Source organism: Rathayibacter sp. AY1E3 (genome assembly GCF_002932235.1).
Lineage (GTDB): Bacteria > Actinomycetota > Actinomycetes > Actinomycetales > Microbacteriaceae > Rathayibacter.
This window is the reverse complement of the sequence record NZ_PSVN01000002.1, coordinates 280133-298083: the sequence shown is the minus strand read 5'-3', so window position 1 is coordinate 298083 and position 17951 is coordinate 280133. Positions and strand designations below refer to the sequence as shown.

Here is a 17951-nt window from a genome sequence, read left to right as displayed (position 1 = left end):
GAACGGGGTGTCCGCTAGCGGACACGTCCTCTTCCGGCTCTTGTCCCGGCACTCTCCCAGGTCGAACATGGGGACCGCCGCCGACATCCCCGATGACGGGCGGCCTCCGCACCGCGACACCGTACCCGACGGGACCGCGGCCCCGACGCCCGCGCCGTACCCGACGGACCGCGGCGCATCAGCGACCTGAGCCGAACGCGCGCACAGGCGCTCCTCCGGCGCGCCGTCCGGCACCCCCGACCGACGACGCTCCGGGCCCCCGCTTCCACCTACCCGAAGAGCTCACCCGTGAACCCCAGCACCCCCGCCCGCCCTGTTCCTCCCTCTCCACCCGAGATCCGCCCGCTCCTGACGCGCCAGCAGCGCGTCGCCAGCCCCCGTGCCGTCACCAGCCGCGCCAAGCAGCAGTCGCCCTCGCTCATCATGATCGTGCTGCTCTCCGGCGCCGGCGCGCTGCTCTACGGCGCCTTCCTGCTCAACCCGCGCAACATCGGCGACCCCCTCCCGTTCGCCATCGTCATCATCTGCGAGCTCTACCTGATCGGCCAGGCCGCGCTCACGATGTGGACCGCCCTGTCGAGCACGTACGACCCGCGCGACTCCGCCTTCCACTCCGCCCGAGCGACGCTCTACGGGAGCCCGGTCGACGGCATCCCGATCGGCGAGGACCTCTACCTCGGCCGCCGCCGCATCACCGTCGACGTCTTCATCACGACCTACAGGGAGGACCCCGCGATCATCGAGGAGACGGCCCGTGCGGCCCGCGACATGCGCGGCACCCACGTGACGTGGCTCCTCGACGACGGGGACGACCCGCAGGTCGCCGCGATCGCCGAGCGCCTGGGCGTCCGGTACGTGGTGCGCGAGGACCGCGCGGGTGCCAAGGCCGGCAACGTGAACCACGCGCTCCGTCTGACAGACTCGGACTTCGCCGTGATGATCGACGCCGACTTCGTGACCGTGCCGGAGTTCCTGGAGGAGACTCTCCCCTTCTTCGCCCACGACGACGTCGCCTTCGTGCAGGCCCCGCAGGTCTACGGGAACGCGCACAACTTCATCTCGCGCGGCTCCGCCTACATGCAGATCGTCTTCTACGCCCTCACCCAGCCGGGCAAGAACAAGTACAACTCCGCCTTCTGCGTGGGCACCAACGCCGTCTTCCGCCGCAAGGCCCTCGACGACATCGGCGGGATGTACGAGGGCTCGCAGTCCGAGGACATCTGGACGTCGATCTTCGTGCACGAGCGCGGCTGGCGCTCGATCTTCGTGCCGATGACCCTCGCGGTCGGGCGCACGCCCGAGACGATCGAGGCCTTCGTCCGCCAGCAGGTCCGCTGGGCCGTCGGCGGGTTCGAGATCCTGCTCAAGCACAACCCGTTCTCGCCGAAGCGCCGGCTCACGACCGACCAGCGCGTGCAGTACTTCATGACCGTCACGTTCTACTTCACCGGGATCGTGCCGCTGGGCCTGATCGTGCTGCCCCCGCTGCAGATCTACCTGAACATCACGCCGGTCAGCCTCGAGGTGCCGCTCGTCGAGTGGATCCTCTTCTACTGCGGGTTCTACGTGCTGCAGATCGGGCTCGCGCTGTTCATCATCGGCTCGTTCCGGTGGGAGACGCTGCTGCTGTCGACCGTCACCTTCCCGATGTACACGAAGGCGTTCTTCCTCGCTCTCGCGGGCCGGAAGCCGGCCTGGACCTCGACGGGCGCGACCGGGCAGGCCGCCTCGCCCTTCAACTTCATCAAGGTGCAGATGGTCTTCCTGGTGTTCCTGGCCGCGACCTCCGTCGTCGGCTTCCTCAAGGCGGAGTGGACCGCGGAGTACTCGGTGGCGCTCGCCTGGAACGTCCTGAACACCCTCACGCTCGGAGCGTTCGCGGTGATCGCGGCGCGCGAGCACGTCCTCCTGAAGCGCGCCGCCCGGGCCGAGGTGGTCGCTCCGAGCGGCCCCGCCGCCGCGGGACGCCACGGACTCGCCGTGGGTGCGGCATGACCGCGCTGCGCTGGCTCGGCTTCCTCGCCTCGTGCGCCCTCGCGCTCGGCGTCGCCGCCGCCGGCCTGGTCTACGCGAACAACTCCTCGCTCACCGTGCGGGCGGCGAGCGCTCAGCTCGTCACCGACGAGTACTCGCTGGGGACGCCCTACGCGGGCACGATCCAGGACCTCACGATCTCCCGCGGCGACGCGGTGGAGAAGGGCGACGTGCTCTTCAGCCTGCAGAGCACCGTCCTCGAGTCCGACATGCAGACGAAGACGTTCACCAGCGCCGATGTCGGCTACCGGATCGAGGAGGGCGGCCTGATGGTCTTCACGGCGGCGCTGGACGGCGTGGTCACGTCGGTCGACGCCGAGATCGGCTCCTTCGTCGAGGAGGACCAGATGATCGCGGTCGTCGCGATCTCGGACTCGATCCACCTCGAGAGCGAGTTCGTGCTCGGCGCCCGGGACTACTCGCGGGTCCCGATCGGCGGCACCGTCGCCGTGGCGATGCCGGACGGGACGACCGTCGACGCCGAGATCTACGACGTCGAGGTGGAGCGGTTCCACGAGGGGCGGGCGACGACCGTCATCCGCGCGCGCACCGACGAGATCACGACGCAGGACTACACCGTGGTCGGAGCTCCCGTCGCGGCGGAGGTGCGGCTCCGCGACGACGGCGACGGCTTCGGCGGCTGGCTGGTCGCCCAGCTCGGCAGGCTCTTCACGCCGGGCGGGTTCGCGCGGTGAGGCGCGGGGCGGGGGCGGCCCTCGCTCTCGCCCTCGCGATCGCAGGCCTCACCGGATGCACGTCCGACGGCTCCGCGTCCGACTGGGCCGTGGCAGCGTCCGTGCACGCGCGGGAGCTGCCGCAGGTCCCCGGCCCCTACGCGGGGACGGCGCGGCTTGCCGAAGGGGTGCGGCCGCCGACGAACTCGTGGGTGTCCGGACCGGTGTTCGGGGAGGATCTCCCGCTCTACTCAGGGATCCTCACCGTCACGCCGCGCGCCGACGGCTTCACCGTGGGCCTCCCGATCGTGGGGGCGGCTCCGCGGACCGTCTACGCCCTCGCCCGGGACGATCTCACCGTGACGGTCCCCTCGAGCGCGGTGGCGCTCTCCGCGTTCGACGACCTCGTCGCGCACTGGAGCCTCGCGGGTGCCGGTGAGCTCGTCGCAGCCGAGGGCTGGCCCTACGCCTCCTACCGGACCGAGAGCGCCCAGACGGTGCTGATCGGAGGCGCCACCGCTCCCGAGCGCGCGGCCGGCGGCCTGCTCCTGGTCACCGCGGGCGGACAGCGGTACGGGCTGGTGGCGCCCGCCGCCGCCCTCGATACGTTCCCCCGGATGACGCTGGACGGCACGCTGCTCCTCTTCGCGGTGCCTCCGGGAGCGAGCAGGGCGCGGATCGACGAGCTTCGGCGTCGTGCAGTGCCCCTCGAGGGCGCGAGCGTCTCCCACGACGTCACGGCGAGCACCACCACCACGACCTACGCGCTGCGGACCGAGGGCGGCGCCGAGACGTTCTTCGGCCTCGGGGCCGAGGGGGCGATCGGCTACGACACGCTCTACGGCCGGGTGGGGCTCCGTGCGGGAACGTCGTTCTCCCGCGCCGCCCCCACTATCGTCGAGTCGGGGGCGCTCGATCTCGGCTCCCTCACGGCCGAGGAGAAGACGACGCTCCGGACGCAGGTGCCACTCGACGCCGCGGCCACCCGCTTCGCCGCGCCCGACACCTACGGAGCCGGCAAGGAGCTCTACCGCGCCGCTGCTCTGCACCGTCTCGCCGTCGACCTCGGCCTGGAGGAGGTGGCGGCCGACCTGCACGACCGGATCGCCGCCGAGCTCGACCAGTGGCTCGACCCGCGCGGCTGCGCACCGGGTGCCGTGAAGTGCGTCGTCTACGACCCCGTGCTCGGAGGCGTCGTCGGCTCCGCGCCGTCGTTCGGGTCCGACGCGTTCAACGACCACCACTTCCACTACGGCTACCTGCTCTCCGCCGTCGGGATGCTGGCCGCCGAGGACCCGTCCCTCCTCGAGCGGTACCGGACCGTCGCGGACCTGCTCGCCCTGGATCTCGCCTCTCCCGTCGACACCGCCGAGTTCCCGCGGCTGCGCGTGTTCGACGCGTACCGCGGCCACTCCTGGGCCTCGGGGCTCGCGCCGGCCCGGGACGGCAACGACCAGGAGTCGGTGTCCGAGGCGGTCAACGCCTGGAACGGCCTCGCCCTTTGGGCCGCCGCCTCCGGGAACGCGCCGCTGCTCGAGGAGGCGCGCTGGCTGCTCTCCCTCGAGACGCAGGCGGCCGCAGACCTCTGGCTGAGCCCGGAGACGCCGGTCGGCTTCGAAGCGCCGTTCGTCGCGATCAACTGGGGCGGCAAGCGCGACTACGCCACCTTCTTCGACGCGACACCCTCGGCGCTGCTGGGGATCGAGCTGATCCCGATGCCGCCGTCGACCGCGTTCCTCCCCGACCCCTCGCGGGTCGACGAGCTCGTGGCCGGAGCCCCAGGCGCGCCGCTCGCCGACTACGTGCTGATGCTGCAGGCGACCAGCGACCCGGCCGCGGCTCTCGCGCGGGCGGAGCGCCTGCCGGACTCCTCGATCGACAGCGCCGACTCGCGCAGCTACCTGGTGGCGTGGATCCTCACCCGCTGATCCCGCACAGCCCGCTCAGCCCGCGTGCGCTCCGAGGAACGCGAGCGCCCGCGGCCAGGCGTCGGTCGCCGCCTCGGCCTGGTAGGTCTGCTCGTTCGCGTCGTTGAAGAAGGCGTGGCCCGCTCCCGGGTAGACGACGACCTCGACGTCCTTGCCCTCGGTCGCCTCGCGGATGCGCGGCACCTGCTCGACGAGGGGAGCGTCCTGATCGCCCAGGAACGCCAGCACCGGCACCTGCAGCGCGCCGAGCTCCTCGGCGGACGCGGTGACGTGCCCGTAGAACGGCACGGCCGCCGCCAGCCGCGGCTCGGCCAGCGCGAGCGCCCACGAGAAGGTGCCGCCGTAGCAGAACCCGGTGACGGAGACGCTGGTCGCGCCCTCCTGGCGCAGGAGCCGCTCGACGAGGGCGCGGAGGATCGCGACGGTGCGCGTCGCGTGCTCCGGAGTGAAGACGGGGGCGAAGAAGGTGCGCAGCTCGACCTGGCGCGGCAGGCGCCGCACCGGGTGGTCGTAGTCGGCGCGCTGCTCCTCGTCGAGCTGCTCGAGCAGGCCGCTGTCGGCCAGGAGCTCGGGGGCGACGACGCTGTAGCCCTCGGCCGCGTAGCGGTCGGCGACCGAGCGGATGTGCCCGTCGACCCCCCAGACCTCGTGGATCAGGATCAGCGCGCGGCCGCCCTCACCGCTGCGGTACACCGGTACGTCGTGCTCGGCCAGGGTCCAGGTCTCATCGCTCGTGGGCATGCTCGCACCCTAGCCCCGGACCCCGGGAGCACGCGTCGTCAGAAGTCGTACTCGCAGTTGCGGAGGTTCGCCACGTCCTCGGTGAGCGTCGGCTCCCCGCCGAGCAGGAACGCGTAGTTCTTCGAGTTGGAGGCCAGGAAGCGCAGCGTCGAGTCGTGCACGCAGTCGCGCTCGGTCAGCAGCACGGACGAGCCCAGGGCCGCCGCCGTCGTCGCTCCCGAGAGGGCGTCGGCGAAGGAGGACCCCGCGGCGAGGAAGACGCTGTCCTGCAGCAGCGACTGGGGGTAGGCGCTGTTCAGCTCGACGCTGGTCTCGTAGCGGTCGCGGCCGGCGATCCTCGAGACCGAGGGGGCGAGGCCGCGACGCTCGAAGTCCGCCACGTACGCGTCCCGGATCGAGGGGTCGCCGCCGAGGAACTCCACGTGCTCCGGCGCCAGATCGCGCACCGCGGTCGCGGTCGCGGAGTCGGCGCCCGAGGTCGCACCGTCGACCAGCAGCACGGGCTGCGCACGCCAGCCGGCGATCGGCGCGGCCGACAGGGCGTCGGGGAAGTTCGTGCCGGTCGCGACGAACATGTTCGAGTAGGGGCCGCTGCCGAAGGCGTCTGCGACGATCCGGCGGGAGGTGTCGTAGCGGTCCGTCCCGCCGATGCGCTCGGTGCCGCCGACGATCGAGCGGATCGCGGACAGGACCCCGGGGCTCACGCTCAGCTCGCTGCCGACGACCACGACCCGCTCCGGGCGGAGGCGGCGGATCTCGTCGGAGACGACCCGAGGCAGGCGGTCGGGATCGGTGAGCAGGAGCGCGCCTCCGAGGGCGGCGGCGGCCGGGCCGGCGCTCAGCGCATCCGGCCAGTTCGCCCCGCTGGCCACGTAGAGCACCGGGATGCCCGGGGAGAAGTAGCCCGTCGCCTCCACCGAGGTCGCGTAGCGGTCCGATCCGGCGAGGCGGCCGGTGTACTGCTGGTAGTCGCTGCTCAGCGAGAGGTCGATCCCGGCGGCCGATCCGCCCACCGGGACGCGCACGTCGCCCGCGTCGCCCGAGCGGAGGACGTGGTCCCAGTAGCTGTCGTCGATCACGTCGTCGCGGCTCGACGCCCGGACGAGGTAGTCGCCGGGGACGACCTGCTGGAACGAGTACGGGTTGTCGCCGCCCGTGATCAGGTCGAGCTCGCCGGTGCGGAAGTAGCCGTCGGTTCCCGGGTCGCGGTACCAGATGTCGACGCGCTGGTCGCCCGCGACGCCGCTCAGGCGTCCCTCGAGCGACCCCAGCCGTGCGGTGCGCAGCTGCACGCCGGCCGCCGGGGCCTGAAGCGGCTCGGCGCTGCGGGCGACGGCGCTGCCGCCGGACCAGAGGTCGGCGTACAGGTCGGCGTTGTCCTTGATCAGCAGGTAGTAGGTCTGCCCGGCGGTGAGCCCGTCGATGCTGAAGGTGAGGTCGCCGGCGACGGAGTGGTTCCCGAGGAGCCCCGCCTCGCTCGACCAGACCTCGACGTTCAGGAGGGCGCCGCGGGGAGTGGTGGTCGCGATCGAGCCGTCGGCCTCCTCGACCACGACACGGCCGCTGATCGACGCCGCAGCGCTCGCACGGGCGGCGCTCGGCGCCTCGTCCGGCACGGCGGGCAGGGGGGACTCGGCGCTGGGCTGCCAGAGAGGCTGCCCCTCGGGGAGCACGATCGAGCGGGGCGCGTCGGAGGCGGCGCCGAATGCGGCGACGGGGGCGGCCGACGGCGCGGCCGCCGATGCGGCGGAGGCGAGCGGGCTGGAGGTGATCGCCAGGGCGGCGACGAGGACCGCGGAGGCGGCGGACCTCAGAACGAGCGGGGACACGGCGGAGTGCCTGCTTCCAGGAGGAGGTCGCCCTGCGGCCGACCCGGCGGAGGGGATCGCGCTCATGCTAGCGGCGGCCCGCGCCCCGTCGTCCTCCCCGATCAGGGGTCAGGAGACAGGCGGCGCGACGAGGATGTCGTCCCACTCCAGAGCGCGCTCGAACCGGAAGCCGTGCCGCTCGTAGAGGCGGCGGGCGTCGCTGCGCTTCAGCACGTCGAGCCGGAAGGGCAGACCCGGCCGCGCCTCCTCCGCCATCACCCGGCGCAGGACGGCGCCGCCGACTCCGCGTCCCTGTGCGTGCGGCGCCAGGTAGAAGTGCTCGATCCAGACCGCGTCCGGCTCGACCCGCGCGGCGATGCTCCCGGCGAAGGCGCCGTCGAGCTCGATCACCCGGGTGAGCTCGGGCCGGTAGCCGTCGAGGAAGCGGTGCCGCACGCGGTGCTCGTCGTAGCGGTCGAGCGTCTCGAGCGACGGGCGCATGACGACCGCGCGCAGCTCGGCGATCGCTGCCGCGTCCTCCGCGGTCGCGGGGCGGAGCGACCAGCCGGCGTCGTCGGCCACGGTCAACGGCCGCGGGGCTTGCGGGTGCGCCGCACCGCCGGCGCGGACGCCTTGGCGCGGGCCGGCTTCTTCTTGCCGCCGCCGGCCCTCTCCGCCTTCTCGCGCGCCTCCCGCGCCTTCGCCTTGGCGGCCTTCGCCCGCGACTCGACCTTCGGCGTCGCGGCGGTTCCGCGCGTGGTGTTCGCGCTGCGGCCGCGGACGACTCCGATGAAGTCCTCGACGTCGTCGCCCTTGTCGTCCGTCACCCAGGCGAGGCGGACGGAGGAGGGAGCGACGCCGGTCACCGGCACCGCGGTGACGTCCTTGCGGCTGTGCACGCGCGCCACCGACTGCGGCACGATCAGCACGCCCACGCCGGCCGCGACCTGCTCGACCGCGTCGTCGAGGCCGGCCATGCGCGGCAGCGGGCGCCGCGAGCCGTCCGCGAGCTCCTCGGCGACCGCGGCCCACTCCGGCACGTCCTCCGGATCCTGGAGGAGGTGCTCGCCGGCCAGCTCGGCGACCTCGAGCTCGTCCGCGGCGGCCAGGGCGTGCTCGCGGCCGACGACGGCGACGGGCTGCTCGTCGTAGAGATGGATGGAGCTGAGGGCGGAGGAGGAGACGTCGCCGCGGACGAACGACAGCTGCGCGCGGCCGTCGAGCAGCGCCTGCTCCTGATCGCGCTCGGCGACGACGGTGATGCGCAGCGGGAGATCGGAGCGGCGCTGGCCCCAGACGCGGGTCCACTTGGTGGGGGTGACGCCGGGCACGAGGGCGACGGCGAGCACGGGGCCGGCGGGGACGGCGTCCCCGGCGTCGGAGTCGGCGGCGTCGGAGTCGCTGTCCTCGGCGTCGAGATCGTCGGAGTCGAGATCGTCGGAGTCGAGGTCGTCGGAGTCGCCGTCCTCGGAGGCGCCGTCCGTGTCGTCCGACTCGGCTCCGGCGCCGACCGCACCCGATCCGGCCGACGCGTCGACAGCCGCCGCGTCCGCCTCGCCCTCCGGACGCCCCTCCGCCTCGGGAGCGGCCTGCGGGTCGACGGTCTCGGGCTGCTCGCTCATCCCCTCAGGGTAGGTGGTCCGCGCCGCGCCGGTAGGGTTGCCGCATGGCCAAGGCGACACAGACGATGAAGGCTGCGACCGCGGCGAAGAAGCTGCAGGTCTACCTGCCCGCGACCCCGGAGGAGTTCCAGGAGTCGGCGATCACGCGCGAGCAGTACGACGAGCTCGCCGCGAACCCGCCCGCCTGGCTCGTGCAGCTGCGAGAGGAGGGGCCGCACCCCCGCTCCGTCATCGCCTCCCGGCTGAACGTCTCCATCTCGGGGCTCGCCCGCGGCGGCGTCACCGAGGCGCTGACCACTCCCGAGATCCAGGCCCTGCTCGACGAGGTCCCCGAGTGGCTGCGCGTCGAGCAGAACCGCTACGCGGAGGTCCGCCGCGAGCAGGCCCGCATCAAGTCCGAGCGCGCCGCCAAGGCCGCCGACTGACCCCACCCCCGCCTGCATGACCCCGATCCGGCGCGGGCGACGTGGCCTGCGGACCGGAGCGGGATCCCGCCGAGGGGAGCCGCGCGGCTACTGGTTCGAGAACGCGGCGTCGAACGACGCGGTCGGGGTCCTCCAGAGCAGCGAGCGGATGAAGCCGACGGCCTCCTTCGCGCCGTGGAGGCGGTCCATCCCGGCGTCCTCCCACTCGATGGAGATCGGGCCGGAGTAGCCGATCGACTCCAGCGCGCGGAACGCGTCCTCCCACGGGACGTCGCCGTGCCCCGTCGAGACGAAGTCCCAGCCGCGGCGCGGGTCGCCCCACGGCAGGTGCGAGCCGAGCACGCCGGCGCGGCCGTTCTTCGGGCGCAGGCGGGTGTCCTTGCAGTCGACGTGGTAGATCCGGTCCTTGAAGTCGACGATGAAGCCGACCGGGTCGATGTCCTGCCACATCATGTGCGACGGATCCCAGTTGAAGCCGAAGGCCGGGCGGTGCCCGATCGCCTCGAGGGTGCGCACGCTCGACCAGTAGTCGTAGGCGATCTCGGACGGGTGCACCTCGTGCGCGTAGACCACGCCGTTCGCGTCGAACTCGTCGAGGATCGGGTTCCAGCGCGTCGCGAAGTCCTCGTACCCCTCGTCGATGACGGAGGCCGGCACCGGCGGGAACTGCGCCACGTAGGGCCAGATCTTCGAGCCGGTGAAGCCGACGACCACGTCCACGCCGAGCTTGCGGGCGACCCGCGCCGAGCGCTTCATGTCCTCGGCGGCGCGCTCCCGCACCCCCTCCGCGTCGCCGTCGCCCCAGGTGTAGTCGCGCACGAGTGCCTTGTGGCGGAAGTCGATCGGGTCGTCGCAGACGGCCTGGCCGGTGAGGTGGTTCGAGATGGCGAAGACCTCGAGGCCGTAGCGGTCGAGGATCTCCAGACGCGAGGCGGCGTAGGCGTCGTCCTCGTCCGCGCGCTTGAGGTCGAGGTGGTCGCCCGAGGCCGCGATCTCGAGTCCGTCGTAGCCCCACTCGGCGGCGAGTCGGGCGACCTCCTCGAAGGGCAGATCGGCCCACTGCCCGGTGAACAGCGTCACGGGGTGGGTGGCGGGGTAGGTCTTCTCGTCGCTCATGCGGCGATCTCCGTCCGGTCGTCGGCGGCGGGCACGGTCACCCAGGCGCCTGTCTCGGCCGCGTCGAGCACGGCCTCGGTGATGCGCGCCGCGCGGAGGCCGTCGGTGAAGGTCGGCAGACCCTCCACGTCGGCGCCCGCCACGGCGGCGTAGGTGTCGCGGGCGAACGCCGTGAAGGCGTCCTGATAGCCCATCGGATGACCGCTCGGCACGATCGAGAGCCGGGCCGCATCGGGCGCGAGGATCGAGGCGTCGCGCGGCACCAGCAGGGCGCTGTCGCGCCGGCCGACCCACAGCGTCTCGGGGAGCTCCTGCTCGAAGCGCAGCGACTCCTCCAGCCCGGACACCTCGAGCACCAGCTCGTTGCGGTGGCCCGCGGTGACCTGCGAGACGAGGAGCGTGCCGACGGCGCCGCCCTCGAGCCGGACGATCAGGCCGGCCACGTCCTCGGTGCTCACCGGGCGGCCGCCGCGCTCGGCGTGGACGGTGCTCGTGATCGCGGCGAGCGAGTCGATCCGGTCGCCGGTGACGAACTCCAGCAGGTCGACCAGGTGCGAGCCGATGTCGCCGAAGGCGCGCGAGCGGCCGCCGGCGGCCGGGTCGACGCGCCAGTTGTCGTCGGAGGCGCCCAGCAGCCAGTCCTGGAGGTAGCTCCCGCGGACCGTGACCAGACGGCCGGTCTCGCCGGAGGCGACGCGGGCACGGGCCTCGCGCACCATCGGGTGGAAGCGGTAGGCGAACGGGACGGTCGCCACCACGCCGGCGGAGGACGCGGCCGCAGCGAGCGACTCCGCCTCCCGAAGCGTCGCGGCGAGCGGCTTCTCGCAGACCACGTGCTTGCCCGCCTCGATCGCCGCGAGCGCGAGTGCGGCGTGCGTGGCGTTCGGGGTGCAGACGTGCACGAGGTCGATGCTCTCGTCCTCGATCAGGGCCCGGGCGTCCGGGTAGGCACGCTCGACGCCGAGCTCGGCCGCCGCCCGCTCGCCCTTCTCCGGGGTGGAGGAGGCGACTCCGGCGAGCACCGCTCCGGCGCTGCGGGCCGCGCGGCTGTGCACGGCCGCCATGAAGCCGCCGCCGAGCACGCCGACGCGCAGGGGCGCGGGCATCAGGAGAGGGTCGCTTCGGTCGGGTCCCAGCTCTCGGGCAGTGCGGGGCGGGGCGTCACGGAGCTCGTGACGAGGACCTTCTCGCCGGTCTCGGCGGCCTCGAGGAGCGAGAGCATCACGTCGGTGACGTGGTACGCGAGGTCTCCGGAGGCGGCCTCGGGGCGGTCGGCCCGGATCGCACGGGCGAGCTCGAGCACGCCGGTGCCGCGGGAGGCGGTCGAGCCGGTCGCCGCGATGACCTCCGGCTCGGCGGACCCGCGGCGGTGCAGGGTGATCTCTCCGTCGTGCTGGTTCGGGTCGGGGAGGACGAGGGTGCCCTCGGAGCCGTTGATCTCGACGAAGCCGGTGCGCGGCAGGCTCGACTCGAAGCTCCACACGCCCTGGGCCGAGGCCCCGGACTCGAAGCGGAGCAGCCCACCGATGTGCGTCGGGATGGTCACCGGGAACTCGGTGCCCTCCTTCGGGCCGGAGCCCACGACGCGGGTGGCGCGGGCCTGGGACGAGACGGCGGTGACGCTCTCGACGGGGCCGAGGTTCTGCACGAGCGTGGTGATGTAGTACGGGCCCATGTCCAGCAGCGGTCCGCCGCCCTCGGCGAAGAAGAACTCCGGGTTCGGGTGCCACGACTCGGGGCCGGGGCCCTGGAAGAGGGTGAGGGCGGAGAGCGGCGTGCCGATGGCTCCGCTCTCGATCACGCGCTGCGCCGTCTGGAGGCCCGCGCCCAGGAAGGTGTCGGGAGCGGTCGCGACGCGCAGCCCCTTGTCCTTCGCCAGCGCGAGCAGCTCGATCCCGCTGTCGCGGTCGAGCGAGAAGGGCTTCTCGGTCCACACGTGCTTGCCCGCCTCGACCGCGCGGCGCGCGACCTCGACGTGCGCGGCCGGGATCGTGAGGTTCACGACGATCTCGATGCCCTCGTGCGCGAGGAGCTCCTCGACGGTGCCGGAGGCGGGGACGCCGAAGGCCTCGGCCTGGGTCCTCGCCCGCTCGAGGTCGATGTCGGCGACGAAGAGCACCTCGAGGTCGGGGAAGACGGTGAGGTTGGTCAGGTACTGGGTGCTGATGTTGCCGGCGCCGATGACGCCGACGCCCACGCGGCCGGTGCCGCTCATGCGCCGAGCCCCGAGACGTAGCGGTGGGCCGACTCCAGGCCCTCGAAGATGTCGCCGGCGTAGGCGTCGAACTCCAGCACGGGCAGGGCCTGCGGAGCGGCGGCGAGGATCGCCGGGACGTCCATCGCGCCCTCGCCCGCGGGCAGCTGCTCCTGGGTGTCGGCCGAGATCGGGCCGTCCTTCACGTGCAGGAAGCGCACCTGGTCGCCGAGGCGTCCGAGCACCTCGACCGGGTCGTCGCCGCCGACGGCCGCCCAGTAGGTGTCGAGCTCGAGGACCATGCGCGGGTCGAGCAGGCCCGCGAGGTGCTCGAAGGCGCTGCGGCCGTCGACGCGGTTCTCGAACTCGAAGGCGTGGTTGTGGTAGCCGAGCACCAGGCCGCGGGCGGCGGCGGAGTCGACCAGCGCGTTCAGCTCGTCGGCGATGCGGGCGACGTCGTCCGCGGTGGTCCAGCGGGTCGGGTCGACGTAGGGGTCGATCACGGTCTCGACGCCGAGCGAGGCGGCCGTGTCGAGGATCTCGTCGACGGTGGCGTCGCCCTGAGGGCCGAGGAGGCGCGCGTGGGCGCTGGGAGCGCGCAGTCCGCTGGCCGGGAGCGCTACGCGGTAGGCGTCGGCCAGGTCGACGAACCCGAAGAGCTCGACCGTGGTGAAGCCGATCGCCGCGAGGCGGTCGAGGGTGGCGGGAAGATCGGCCGCGAGCGGCTCGCGCACCGAGTACAGCTGGACAGAGAGGTCTGGGGGTGTGGCCACCGGTGGGGCTCCTGATCGCATCGGAAGGTGTGCCTCGAACCCTACGCGGACTTTTGCTCACGGACAAGCAAAACTAGCCCTGCGCGCCCGCCAAGTCGGGCGCCCGCCGCACAGAAGCACGGGCGCTGTGGTTGACTCTGGCCATGTCCCCGCGCCGCCGCATCACCGTCAGCGCGGTCGGCGAGCTGCTGCTCCTGCTGGCCGACGGGGCTCCCCGGACTCGGGCCGACGTGGTCGCCGAGACGGGCCTGCCGCGCGCGGCCGTCTCCGCCCAGCTCGACGTCCTCACCGCCTCCGGCCTGGTCGCCCGACAGGACGACGCCCCCTCCTCCGGCGGCCGTCCCGCCGCCCGCGTGGCCTTCGACCCCCGGGCGCGCAGCCTCCTCGCCGTCGACCTGGGCGCCGCGCACGCCGTCGTCGCCCTGACCGACCTCGACGGCACGGTCCTCGCCCGCCGCCGCGAGAGCATCGCCATCGCCGACGGCCCCCTCGCCGTCCTCGGCCACGCCCTCGACGTCGCCGCGGCCCTGCTCGGCCGGACTCCGGCGGCCGGCCCGCTCGCGGGAGTCGGCGTCGGCGTCCCCGGACCCGTCGAGCACGCGACGGGCCGCCCGGTGAAGCCGCCGATCATGCCCGGCTGGGACCGCTTCGACATCCCGGAGTTCGTCGGCCGCCGCCTCCCCGTACCCGTCCTCGTCGACAACGACGTGAACCTGCTGGCGCTCGGCGAGCACGCCGACCACTACGCCGACGTGGACGACCTCCTCTACGTGAAGGTCTCCACCGGCATCGGAGCCGGGATCGTCAGCGGCGGCGCCCTGCAGCGCGGAGCCCTCGGAGCCGCGGGCGACCTGGGCCACGTGCAGGTCCCCGGCGACCGCGGCGAGGCCGACCTCGAGGCGATCGCGAGCGGCTCGGCGATCGCCCGCCGGCTGACCGAGTCCGGGATCGACGCCGCCAGCACCTCCGACGTCGTCACCCTGCTGACCGGCGGGGACCCCACCACCGTCGAGCTCACGCGCGCCGCCGGCCGCGACATCGGCGAGGTGCTCGCCACCTGCGTGAACCTCCTGAATCCGTCCGTCATCGTCGTCGGCGGCAGCATCGCCCAGGCCAGCCACGAGGTCCTCGCCGGGGTCCGCGAGGTCGTCTACCGCCGCTCCCTCCCCCTGGCGACCCGCGCGCTCGACATCGTGCAGGCCGCGGCCCAGGGCGGAGGCGTCCGCGGTGCCGCCCTGATGGTCCGGCGCCACCTCCTCTCCCCCGCGCACGTCGACGCCTTCCTCGACGCCTGAGCCGCCGGCGCGGGCCGTAGCGCCCCGGTGAGAGGGCGCGGGTCGGCGTGCCGATTCGACCGGGCGCCGCAGGGGGCAGAGAATGAATCGGTGCCCGACCTGCAGCTCTCCTTCCCCTGGGAGACGCAGCCCGTCTTCACGGACGCCGAGCCCCCGCACCTCCGGAGGGTCGTCGCCGACTCCTCGGACCGCGTCGCCTGGCTCCGCGCCCGCTCGCGCGGCATCACGGCGACCGACGTCGCCCGCCTCTCCTCCCCCGCCGCGATCGGCAAGGCAGCGCTCGACAAGCTCTACGGCACCGGCTTCGGCGGCAACGCCTTCACCGACCACGGCCGCGCCCGCGAGCCCGAGATCGCCGCCTGGGTGCGGAGCGAGCACGCGATCGAGCCCAGCAGCACCCTCTTCCACGCGAGCCAGGAGCGGCGGCACCTCGCCACGCCCGACGGCATCGGCCTCCGCGAGGACGGCCGGCTCGAGCTCTGCGAGATCAAGACCACGACGAAGCCGTGGCGGAGCATCCCGCGCCACTACCTGCGGCAGGTCTTCTGGCAGCAGTACGTCCTCGGCGCCGAGCGCACGCTCGTCGTCTGGGAGCAGCACCGCGACTTCGTGCCGATCGAGGGCGAGCCGAACTCCCGCTGGGTCGACCGCGACGAGGACGAGATCCACATCCTCGTGCGGCTGGCGGGGATGCTGATGGCCGAGCTGCACGAGCGGACGCGCGCCCGGTGACGGTCCTCCTCCTGCACGGCCTGGGCGGCGACCGCTCCCAGCCGCTGGGGCTGCTGCGCTCCGCCCTCCCCGCCGGCAGCGAGGTCATCGCTCCGGACGTCCGCGCCCACGGCGCCTCCGAGCTGCTCGGCGCGCCCGGCGACTTCGCCCTCGAGGCGCTCGCCGACGAGGTGACGGAGGAGATCGTGCGCTCCGGAGCCGTGCACAAGCCGCTCACGGTGCTCGGCATCTCGATGGGCGCGGCGATCGCCCTGCGCCTCGCCGTCCGACGCGTGCTGCCGATCGACCGCGCCGTCTTCGTGCGTCCCGCCTTCACCGCCGAGCCGCTGCCCGAGAACCTCACCGTGTTCCCCGTCATCGCGCAGCTGCTGCACGACCACGGCGCGAAGCGCGGCGAGCGGATGTTCCGCGCCTCGGGCCTGTTCGCGCGCGCCGCCGAGGTGTCCCCCGCGTCGGCGGAGGCGCTGACGCTGCAGTTCCGCTCCCCGCGCGCGGCCGAGCGCGCCGTCCGGCTCGCCCAGATCCCGCGGAACGCCGCCTACCGCGACTCCGGAGAGCTGGGCGAGGTCATCGCGCGCACCCTGGTGATCGCGGCCGAGCGCGACCCCGTGCACCCGGTCGAGGTCGCGGAGGCGTGGGCTAGGGCTCTTCCGGATGCGGACTGCGAGCGGGTGCCGTCGCGGGACGAGGGCTTCGCCGCTCAGCAGGACCGGATCCGCGGGCACGTCCGCGGCTGGCTCGCTCGGCGCTGAGGTCCTCGAGCGCGAGCACCAGGCCGACGAACGCGAGCCAGAGCACTGCGATCGCCGTCGCCACGAACTCGAGCGTGCCGCCGAGCCGCAGCCACACGCGCAGGAGCGACAGGATCCCACCCGTCCCGGCGACGACCGCCACCGAGATCCCGGCGGCGAGCGAGAGCCGCGCGACCGCAGGGCGCCCCCGCACGGTCGCCAGCTGGAGCATCGCGGCGCAGGCGGCCCCGAAGCCGAGCACGGCGGCCGAGGTGTGGATGAGGTCCTGCCAGCGGAAGGCCGGCCCGACCGGCAGCGGGCAGCCCGCCGTGCAGGTCACCTGCGAGGCGAGCGCGAAGCAGGCGGCCGCCAGGAGGATGGCGCCCGCCGGGCGGAGGGCGGGCAGCAGGCGGGCGCGCACGGGCCAGGCGCCCGCGGCGATCAGCGCACCGCCGGCCGCCACGAGCAGAAGGGCGGCCTCGAAGGCGCCCGCCGTCGGCAGGTCCGGCGCGCCCATCTCGCTGACGTAGACCCAGCGGCTGGTGCCGATGCTGATCCGGGCGGCCAGGAGGACGACGAGCCCGGCCAGGACAAGGAGGGCACCGCCGACCAGCAGGGTACGTCGGCGTCGCATCCCCTCATCGTGCCAGACCGGGCGCCCGCGGCTCCGCGCGCCAATCTTCTCCCGAGGGTGACACCCCCGTAACAGCGCCGACTCATTGCCTCGATTGACTGGTCGCGGCGTCGGATGCGGGGATCGGGGGCGACGTCCTCGGCACGCTCCACCCGCACGCCTCAGCGACAGGAAAGGCGACGATGCACACCAGCGCGCTCGGGCACGGCCTCGCGATCGGCGAGATCCCGGAGGAGGTCGTCCTCCCCGACACGATGACGGCGGCGGTGATCGACGCGCCGGGCGACGCCTCCGCCCTGCACCTGGCGACCGTGCCGACACCCTCCGCCATCAACGCCGAGTTCACCGTGAAGGTGGTCGCGGCCGGCGTGAACCCGCTCGACGCGAAGACGCGCGCGGGCCAGGGGGTCGCCTCGCAGATCGCCTCCTACCCGGCGGTCCTCGGCCACGACTTCTCGGGCGTCGTCGTCTCGAGCCCCTACCCGGCGCATCCGCTGCGGCCGGGCGACGAGGTCTACGGCTTCGTCATGGTGCCGCGCTACTCGGGCTCCTACGCGGAGTACGTCAGCGTGCCGAGCGTCTCCATCGCGCGGAAGCCGTCGACGCTCTCGCACGTCGAAGCGGCCGGCGTCCCGCTCGCGGCGCTCACCGCCTGGGGCATGGTCGTCGAGCTCGCCAAGGCGCACGAGGGTCAGCGGATCCTCATCCACGCCGGGTCGGGCGGAGTCGGCCACTTCGCGGTGCAGTTCGCCGCCTACTTCGGCGCCTCGGTGATCGCGACCGGCTCGACCCGCAACCTGCAGTGGCTGCACGAGCTCGGCGCCGCGCAGGTGATCGACCACACCGCCGAGCGCTTCGACGAGCTGCTGTCCGGCGTCGACGTGGTCATCGATCTGGTCGGCAACGTGCACGACGACACGGGCTCGCGCTCGCTGAGGGTCCTCCGCCCCGGGGGCCTGATCGTGAACGCGCCCACCGGGAGCTGGCCCGGGTTCTTCGAGGAGGCGGCCGCTGCGGGCGTCCGCGCCTCCACCTACCGCGTCGCTCCCGACGGGGCGACCCTCGGCGTGGTCTCGCGCCTTCTCGAGTCGGGCGACGTCCGCGTCTTCATCGACGGCATCTTCCCCCTCGCCCGCGCCTGCGAGGCGCACGAGCAGCTCGAGACGGGCCACACCCGCGGCAAGATCGTCCTCACCGTCTCCGAGGGCTGATCTCCGCGAGAGGCCGCTCCGGTACGCCACGCC

17 protein-coding genes are annotated in these 17951 nt (G+C 73.4%); 8 read left to right on the top strand and 9 right to left on the bottom strand.

Annotated features, from left to right (window positions below):
* The first annotated feature begins 288 nt into the window (after window positions 1–288).
* The 3 genes from C5C53_RS02900 to C5C53_RS02890 are packed head-to-tail and all read left to right on the top strand — an operon-like array spanning window position 289 to window position 4636.
* A complete protein-coding gene (locus C5C53_RS02900; RefSeq protein WP_104266760.1) occupies window positions 289–1995 on the top strand; it encodes a glycosyltransferase family 2 protein in 1707 nt (568 codons plus the stop codon).
* Window positions 1992–2729, top strand: coding sequence for a biotin/lipoyl-binding protein (locus tag C5C53_RS17025; RefSeq protein WP_104247768.1), 738 nt, complete (start codon window positions 1992–1994; stop codon window positions 2727–2729). Before C5C53_RS02900 ends, C5C53_RS17025 begins: the two co-directional genes overlap by 4 nt.
* On the top strand, window positions 2726–4636 hold the full coding sequence (locus tag C5C53_RS02890) for a glycosyl hydrolase (protein WP_146084629.1): 1911 nt from the start codon (window positions 2726–2728) through the stop codon (window positions 4634–4636). Before C5C53_RS17025 ends, C5C53_RS02890 begins: the two co-directional genes overlap by 4 nt.
* Window positions 4637–4651: 15 nt before the next feature.
* On the opposite strand, the gene C5C53_RS02885 is transcribed toward C5C53_RS02890, so the two are convergent.
* The 4 genes from C5C53_RS02885 to C5C53_RS02870 form a co-directional block, all read right to left on the bottom strand.
* Complete coding sequence (locus C5C53_RS02885) at window positions 4652–5377, bottom strand: dienelactone hydrolase family protein (protein WP_104223644.1); 726 nt, start codon at window positions 5375–5377, stop codon at window positions 4652–4654.
* 38 nt (window positions 5378–5415) lie between these two features.
* Window positions 5416–7206: a cell wall-binding repeat-containing protein gene (locus C5C53_RS02880; RefSeq protein ID WP_104262974.1), complete on the bottom strand. Its 1791-nt coding sequence runs from the start codon at window positions 7204–7206 to the stop codon at window positions 5416–5418.
* A gap of 108 nt (window positions 7207–7314) precedes the next feature.
* Complete coding sequence (locus C5C53_RS02875; protein WP_258061255.1) at window positions 7315–7767, bottom strand: GNAT family N-acetyltransferase; 453 nt, start codon at window positions 7765–7767, stop codon at window positions 7315–7317.
* Window positions 7768–7769: 2 nt separating this feature from the next.
* Window positions 7770–8807: a LysR substrate-binding domain-containing protein gene (locus C5C53_RS02870; protein ID WP_104266758.1), complete on the bottom strand. Its 1038-nt coding sequence runs from the start codon at window positions 8805–8807 to the stop codon at window positions 7770–7772.
* Between the two features lie 44 nt (window positions 8808–8851).
* On the opposite strand from C5C53_RS02870, the gene C5C53_RS02865 reads away from it, so the two are divergent.
* Window positions 8852–9232 carry a DUF5997 family protein gene (locus tag C5C53_RS02865; RefSeq protein ID WP_104223641.1) on the top strand — a complete coding sequence of 127 codons (381 nt, stop codon included), beginning with the start codon at window positions 8852–8854 and terminating at the stop codon, window positions 9230–9232.
* Window positions 9233–9319: 87 nt separating this feature from the next.
* Here the strand turns inward: C5C53_RS02865 and C5C53_RS02860 are convergent, their stop codons facing one another.
* The 4 genes from C5C53_RS02860 to C5C53_RS02845 are packed head-to-tail and all read right to left on the bottom strand — an operon-like array spanning window position 9320 to window position 13315.
* Window positions 9320–10348: a sugar phosphate isomerase/epimerase gene (locus C5C53_RS02860; RefSeq protein ID WP_181127702.1), complete on the bottom strand. Its 1029-nt coding sequence runs from the start codon at window positions 10346–10348 to the stop codon at window positions 9320–9322.
* Complete coding sequence (locus C5C53_RS02855) at window positions 10345–11454, bottom strand: Gfo/Idh/MocA family protein (protein WP_104266757.1); 1110 nt, start codon at window positions 11452–11454, stop codon at window positions 10345–10347. Before C5C53_RS02855 ends, C5C53_RS02860 begins: the two co-directional genes overlap by 4 nt.
* Entirely contained in the window at window positions 11454–12563 is a 1110-nt protein-coding gene (locus C5C53_RS02850; protein WP_104223639.1) for a Gfo/Idh/MocA family protein, read from the bottom strand. The genes C5C53_RS02855 and C5C53_RS02850 overlap by 1 nt, the downstream gene beginning before the upstream one ends.
* Window positions 12560–13315: a sugar phosphate isomerase/epimerase gene (locus C5C53_RS02845; RefSeq protein ID WP_258063586.1), complete on the bottom strand. Its 756-nt coding sequence runs from the start codon at window positions 13313–13315 to the stop codon at window positions 12560–12562. The genes C5C53_RS02850 and C5C53_RS02845 overlap by 4 nt, the downstream gene beginning before the upstream one ends.
* 143 nt (window positions 13316–13458) lie before the next feature.
* Between C5C53_RS02845 and C5C53_RS02840 the strand changes: the two genes are divergently transcribed.
* From C5C53_RS02840 to C5C53_RS02830, 3 genes are all read left to right on the top strand, one after another.
* Window positions 13459–14610, top strand: a complete 1152-nt coding sequence (locus C5C53_RS02840) for an ROK family transcriptional regulator (RefSeq protein WP_104223637.1) — start codon at window positions 13459–13461, stop codon at window positions 14608–14610.
* A gap of 99 nt (window positions 14611–14709) precedes the next feature.
* The gene (locus C5C53_RS02835) at window positions 14710–15342 is read left to right on the top strand and encodes a YqaJ viral recombinase family protein (RefSeq protein WP_104223661.1); all 633 of its coding nucleotides are present in this window, start codon (window positions 14710–14712) and stop codon (window positions 15340–15342) included.
* The gene (locus tag C5C53_RS02830) at window positions 15339–16094 is read left to right on the top strand and encodes an alpha/beta fold hydrolase (protein WP_181127701.1); all 756 of its coding nucleotides are present in this window, start codon (window positions 15339–15341) and stop codon (window positions 16092–16094) included. Before C5C53_RS02835 ends, C5C53_RS02830 begins: the two co-directional genes overlap by 4 nt.
* Here C5C53_RS02830 and C5C53_RS17020 read toward each other — a convergent pair.
* Complete coding sequence (locus C5C53_RS17020; protein WP_104223635.1) at window positions 15982–16707, bottom strand: DUF998 domain-containing protein; 726 nt, start codon at window positions 16705–16707, stop codon at window positions 15982–15984. The genes C5C53_RS02830 and C5C53_RS17020 overlap by 113 nt on opposite strands.
* Window positions 16708–16889: 182 nt before the next feature.
* On the opposite strand from C5C53_RS17020, the gene C5C53_RS02820 reads away from it, so the two are divergent.
* The gene (locus C5C53_RS02820; RefSeq protein ID WP_374952914.1) at window positions 16890–17918 is read left to right on the top strand and encodes an NADP-dependent oxidoreductase; all 1029 of its coding nucleotides are present in this window, start codon (window positions 16890–16892) and stop codon (window positions 17916–17918) included.
* Window positions 17919–17951: the final 33 nt, after the last annotated feature.

Excerpts from the sequence above, each read along its gene's own strand:
- C5C53_RS17025 (WP_104247768.1), top strand. The coding sequence starts at position 1,992 with ATGACCGCGCTGCGCTGGCTCGGCTTCCTCGCCTCGTGCGCCCTCGCG.
- C5C53_RS02885 (WP_104223644.1), bottom strand. The coding sequence starts at position 5,377 with ATGCCCACGAGCGATGAGACCTGGACCCTGGCCGAGCACGACGTACCG.
- C5C53_RS02870 (WP_104266758.1), bottom strand. The coding sequence starts at position 8,807 with ATGAGCGAGCAGCCCGAGACCGTCGACCCGCAGGCCGCTCCCGAGGCG.
- C5C53_RS02865 (WP_104223641.1), top strand. The coding sequence starts at position 8,852 with ATGGCCAAGGCGACACAGACGATGAAGGCTGCGACCGCGGCGAAGAAG.
- C5C53_RS02860 (WP_181127702.1), bottom strand. The coding sequence starts at position 10,348 with ATGAGCGACGAGAAGACCTACCCCGCCACCCACCCCGTGACGCTGTTC.
- C5C53_RS02855 (WP_104266757.1), bottom strand. The coding sequence starts at position 11,454 with ATGCCCGCGCCCCTGCGCGTCGGCGTGCTCGGCGGCGGCTTCATGGCG.
- C5C53_RS02850 (WP_104223639.1), bottom strand. The coding sequence starts at position 12,563 with ATGAGCGGCACCGGCCGCGTGGGCGTCGGCGTCATCGGCGCCGGCAAC.
- C5C53_RS02840 (WP_104223637.1), top strand. The coding sequence starts at position 13,459 with ATGTCCCCGCGCCGCCGCATCACCGTCAGCGCGGTCGGCGAGCTGCTG.
- C5C53_RS17020 (WP_104223635.1), bottom strand. The coding sequence starts at position 16,707 with ATGCGACGCCGACGTACCCTGCTGGTCGGCGGTGCCCTCCTTGTCCTG.
- C5C53_RS02820 (WP_374952914.1), top strand. The coding sequence starts at position 16,890 with ATGCACACCAGCGCGCTCGGGCACGGCCTCGCGATCGGCGAGATCCCG.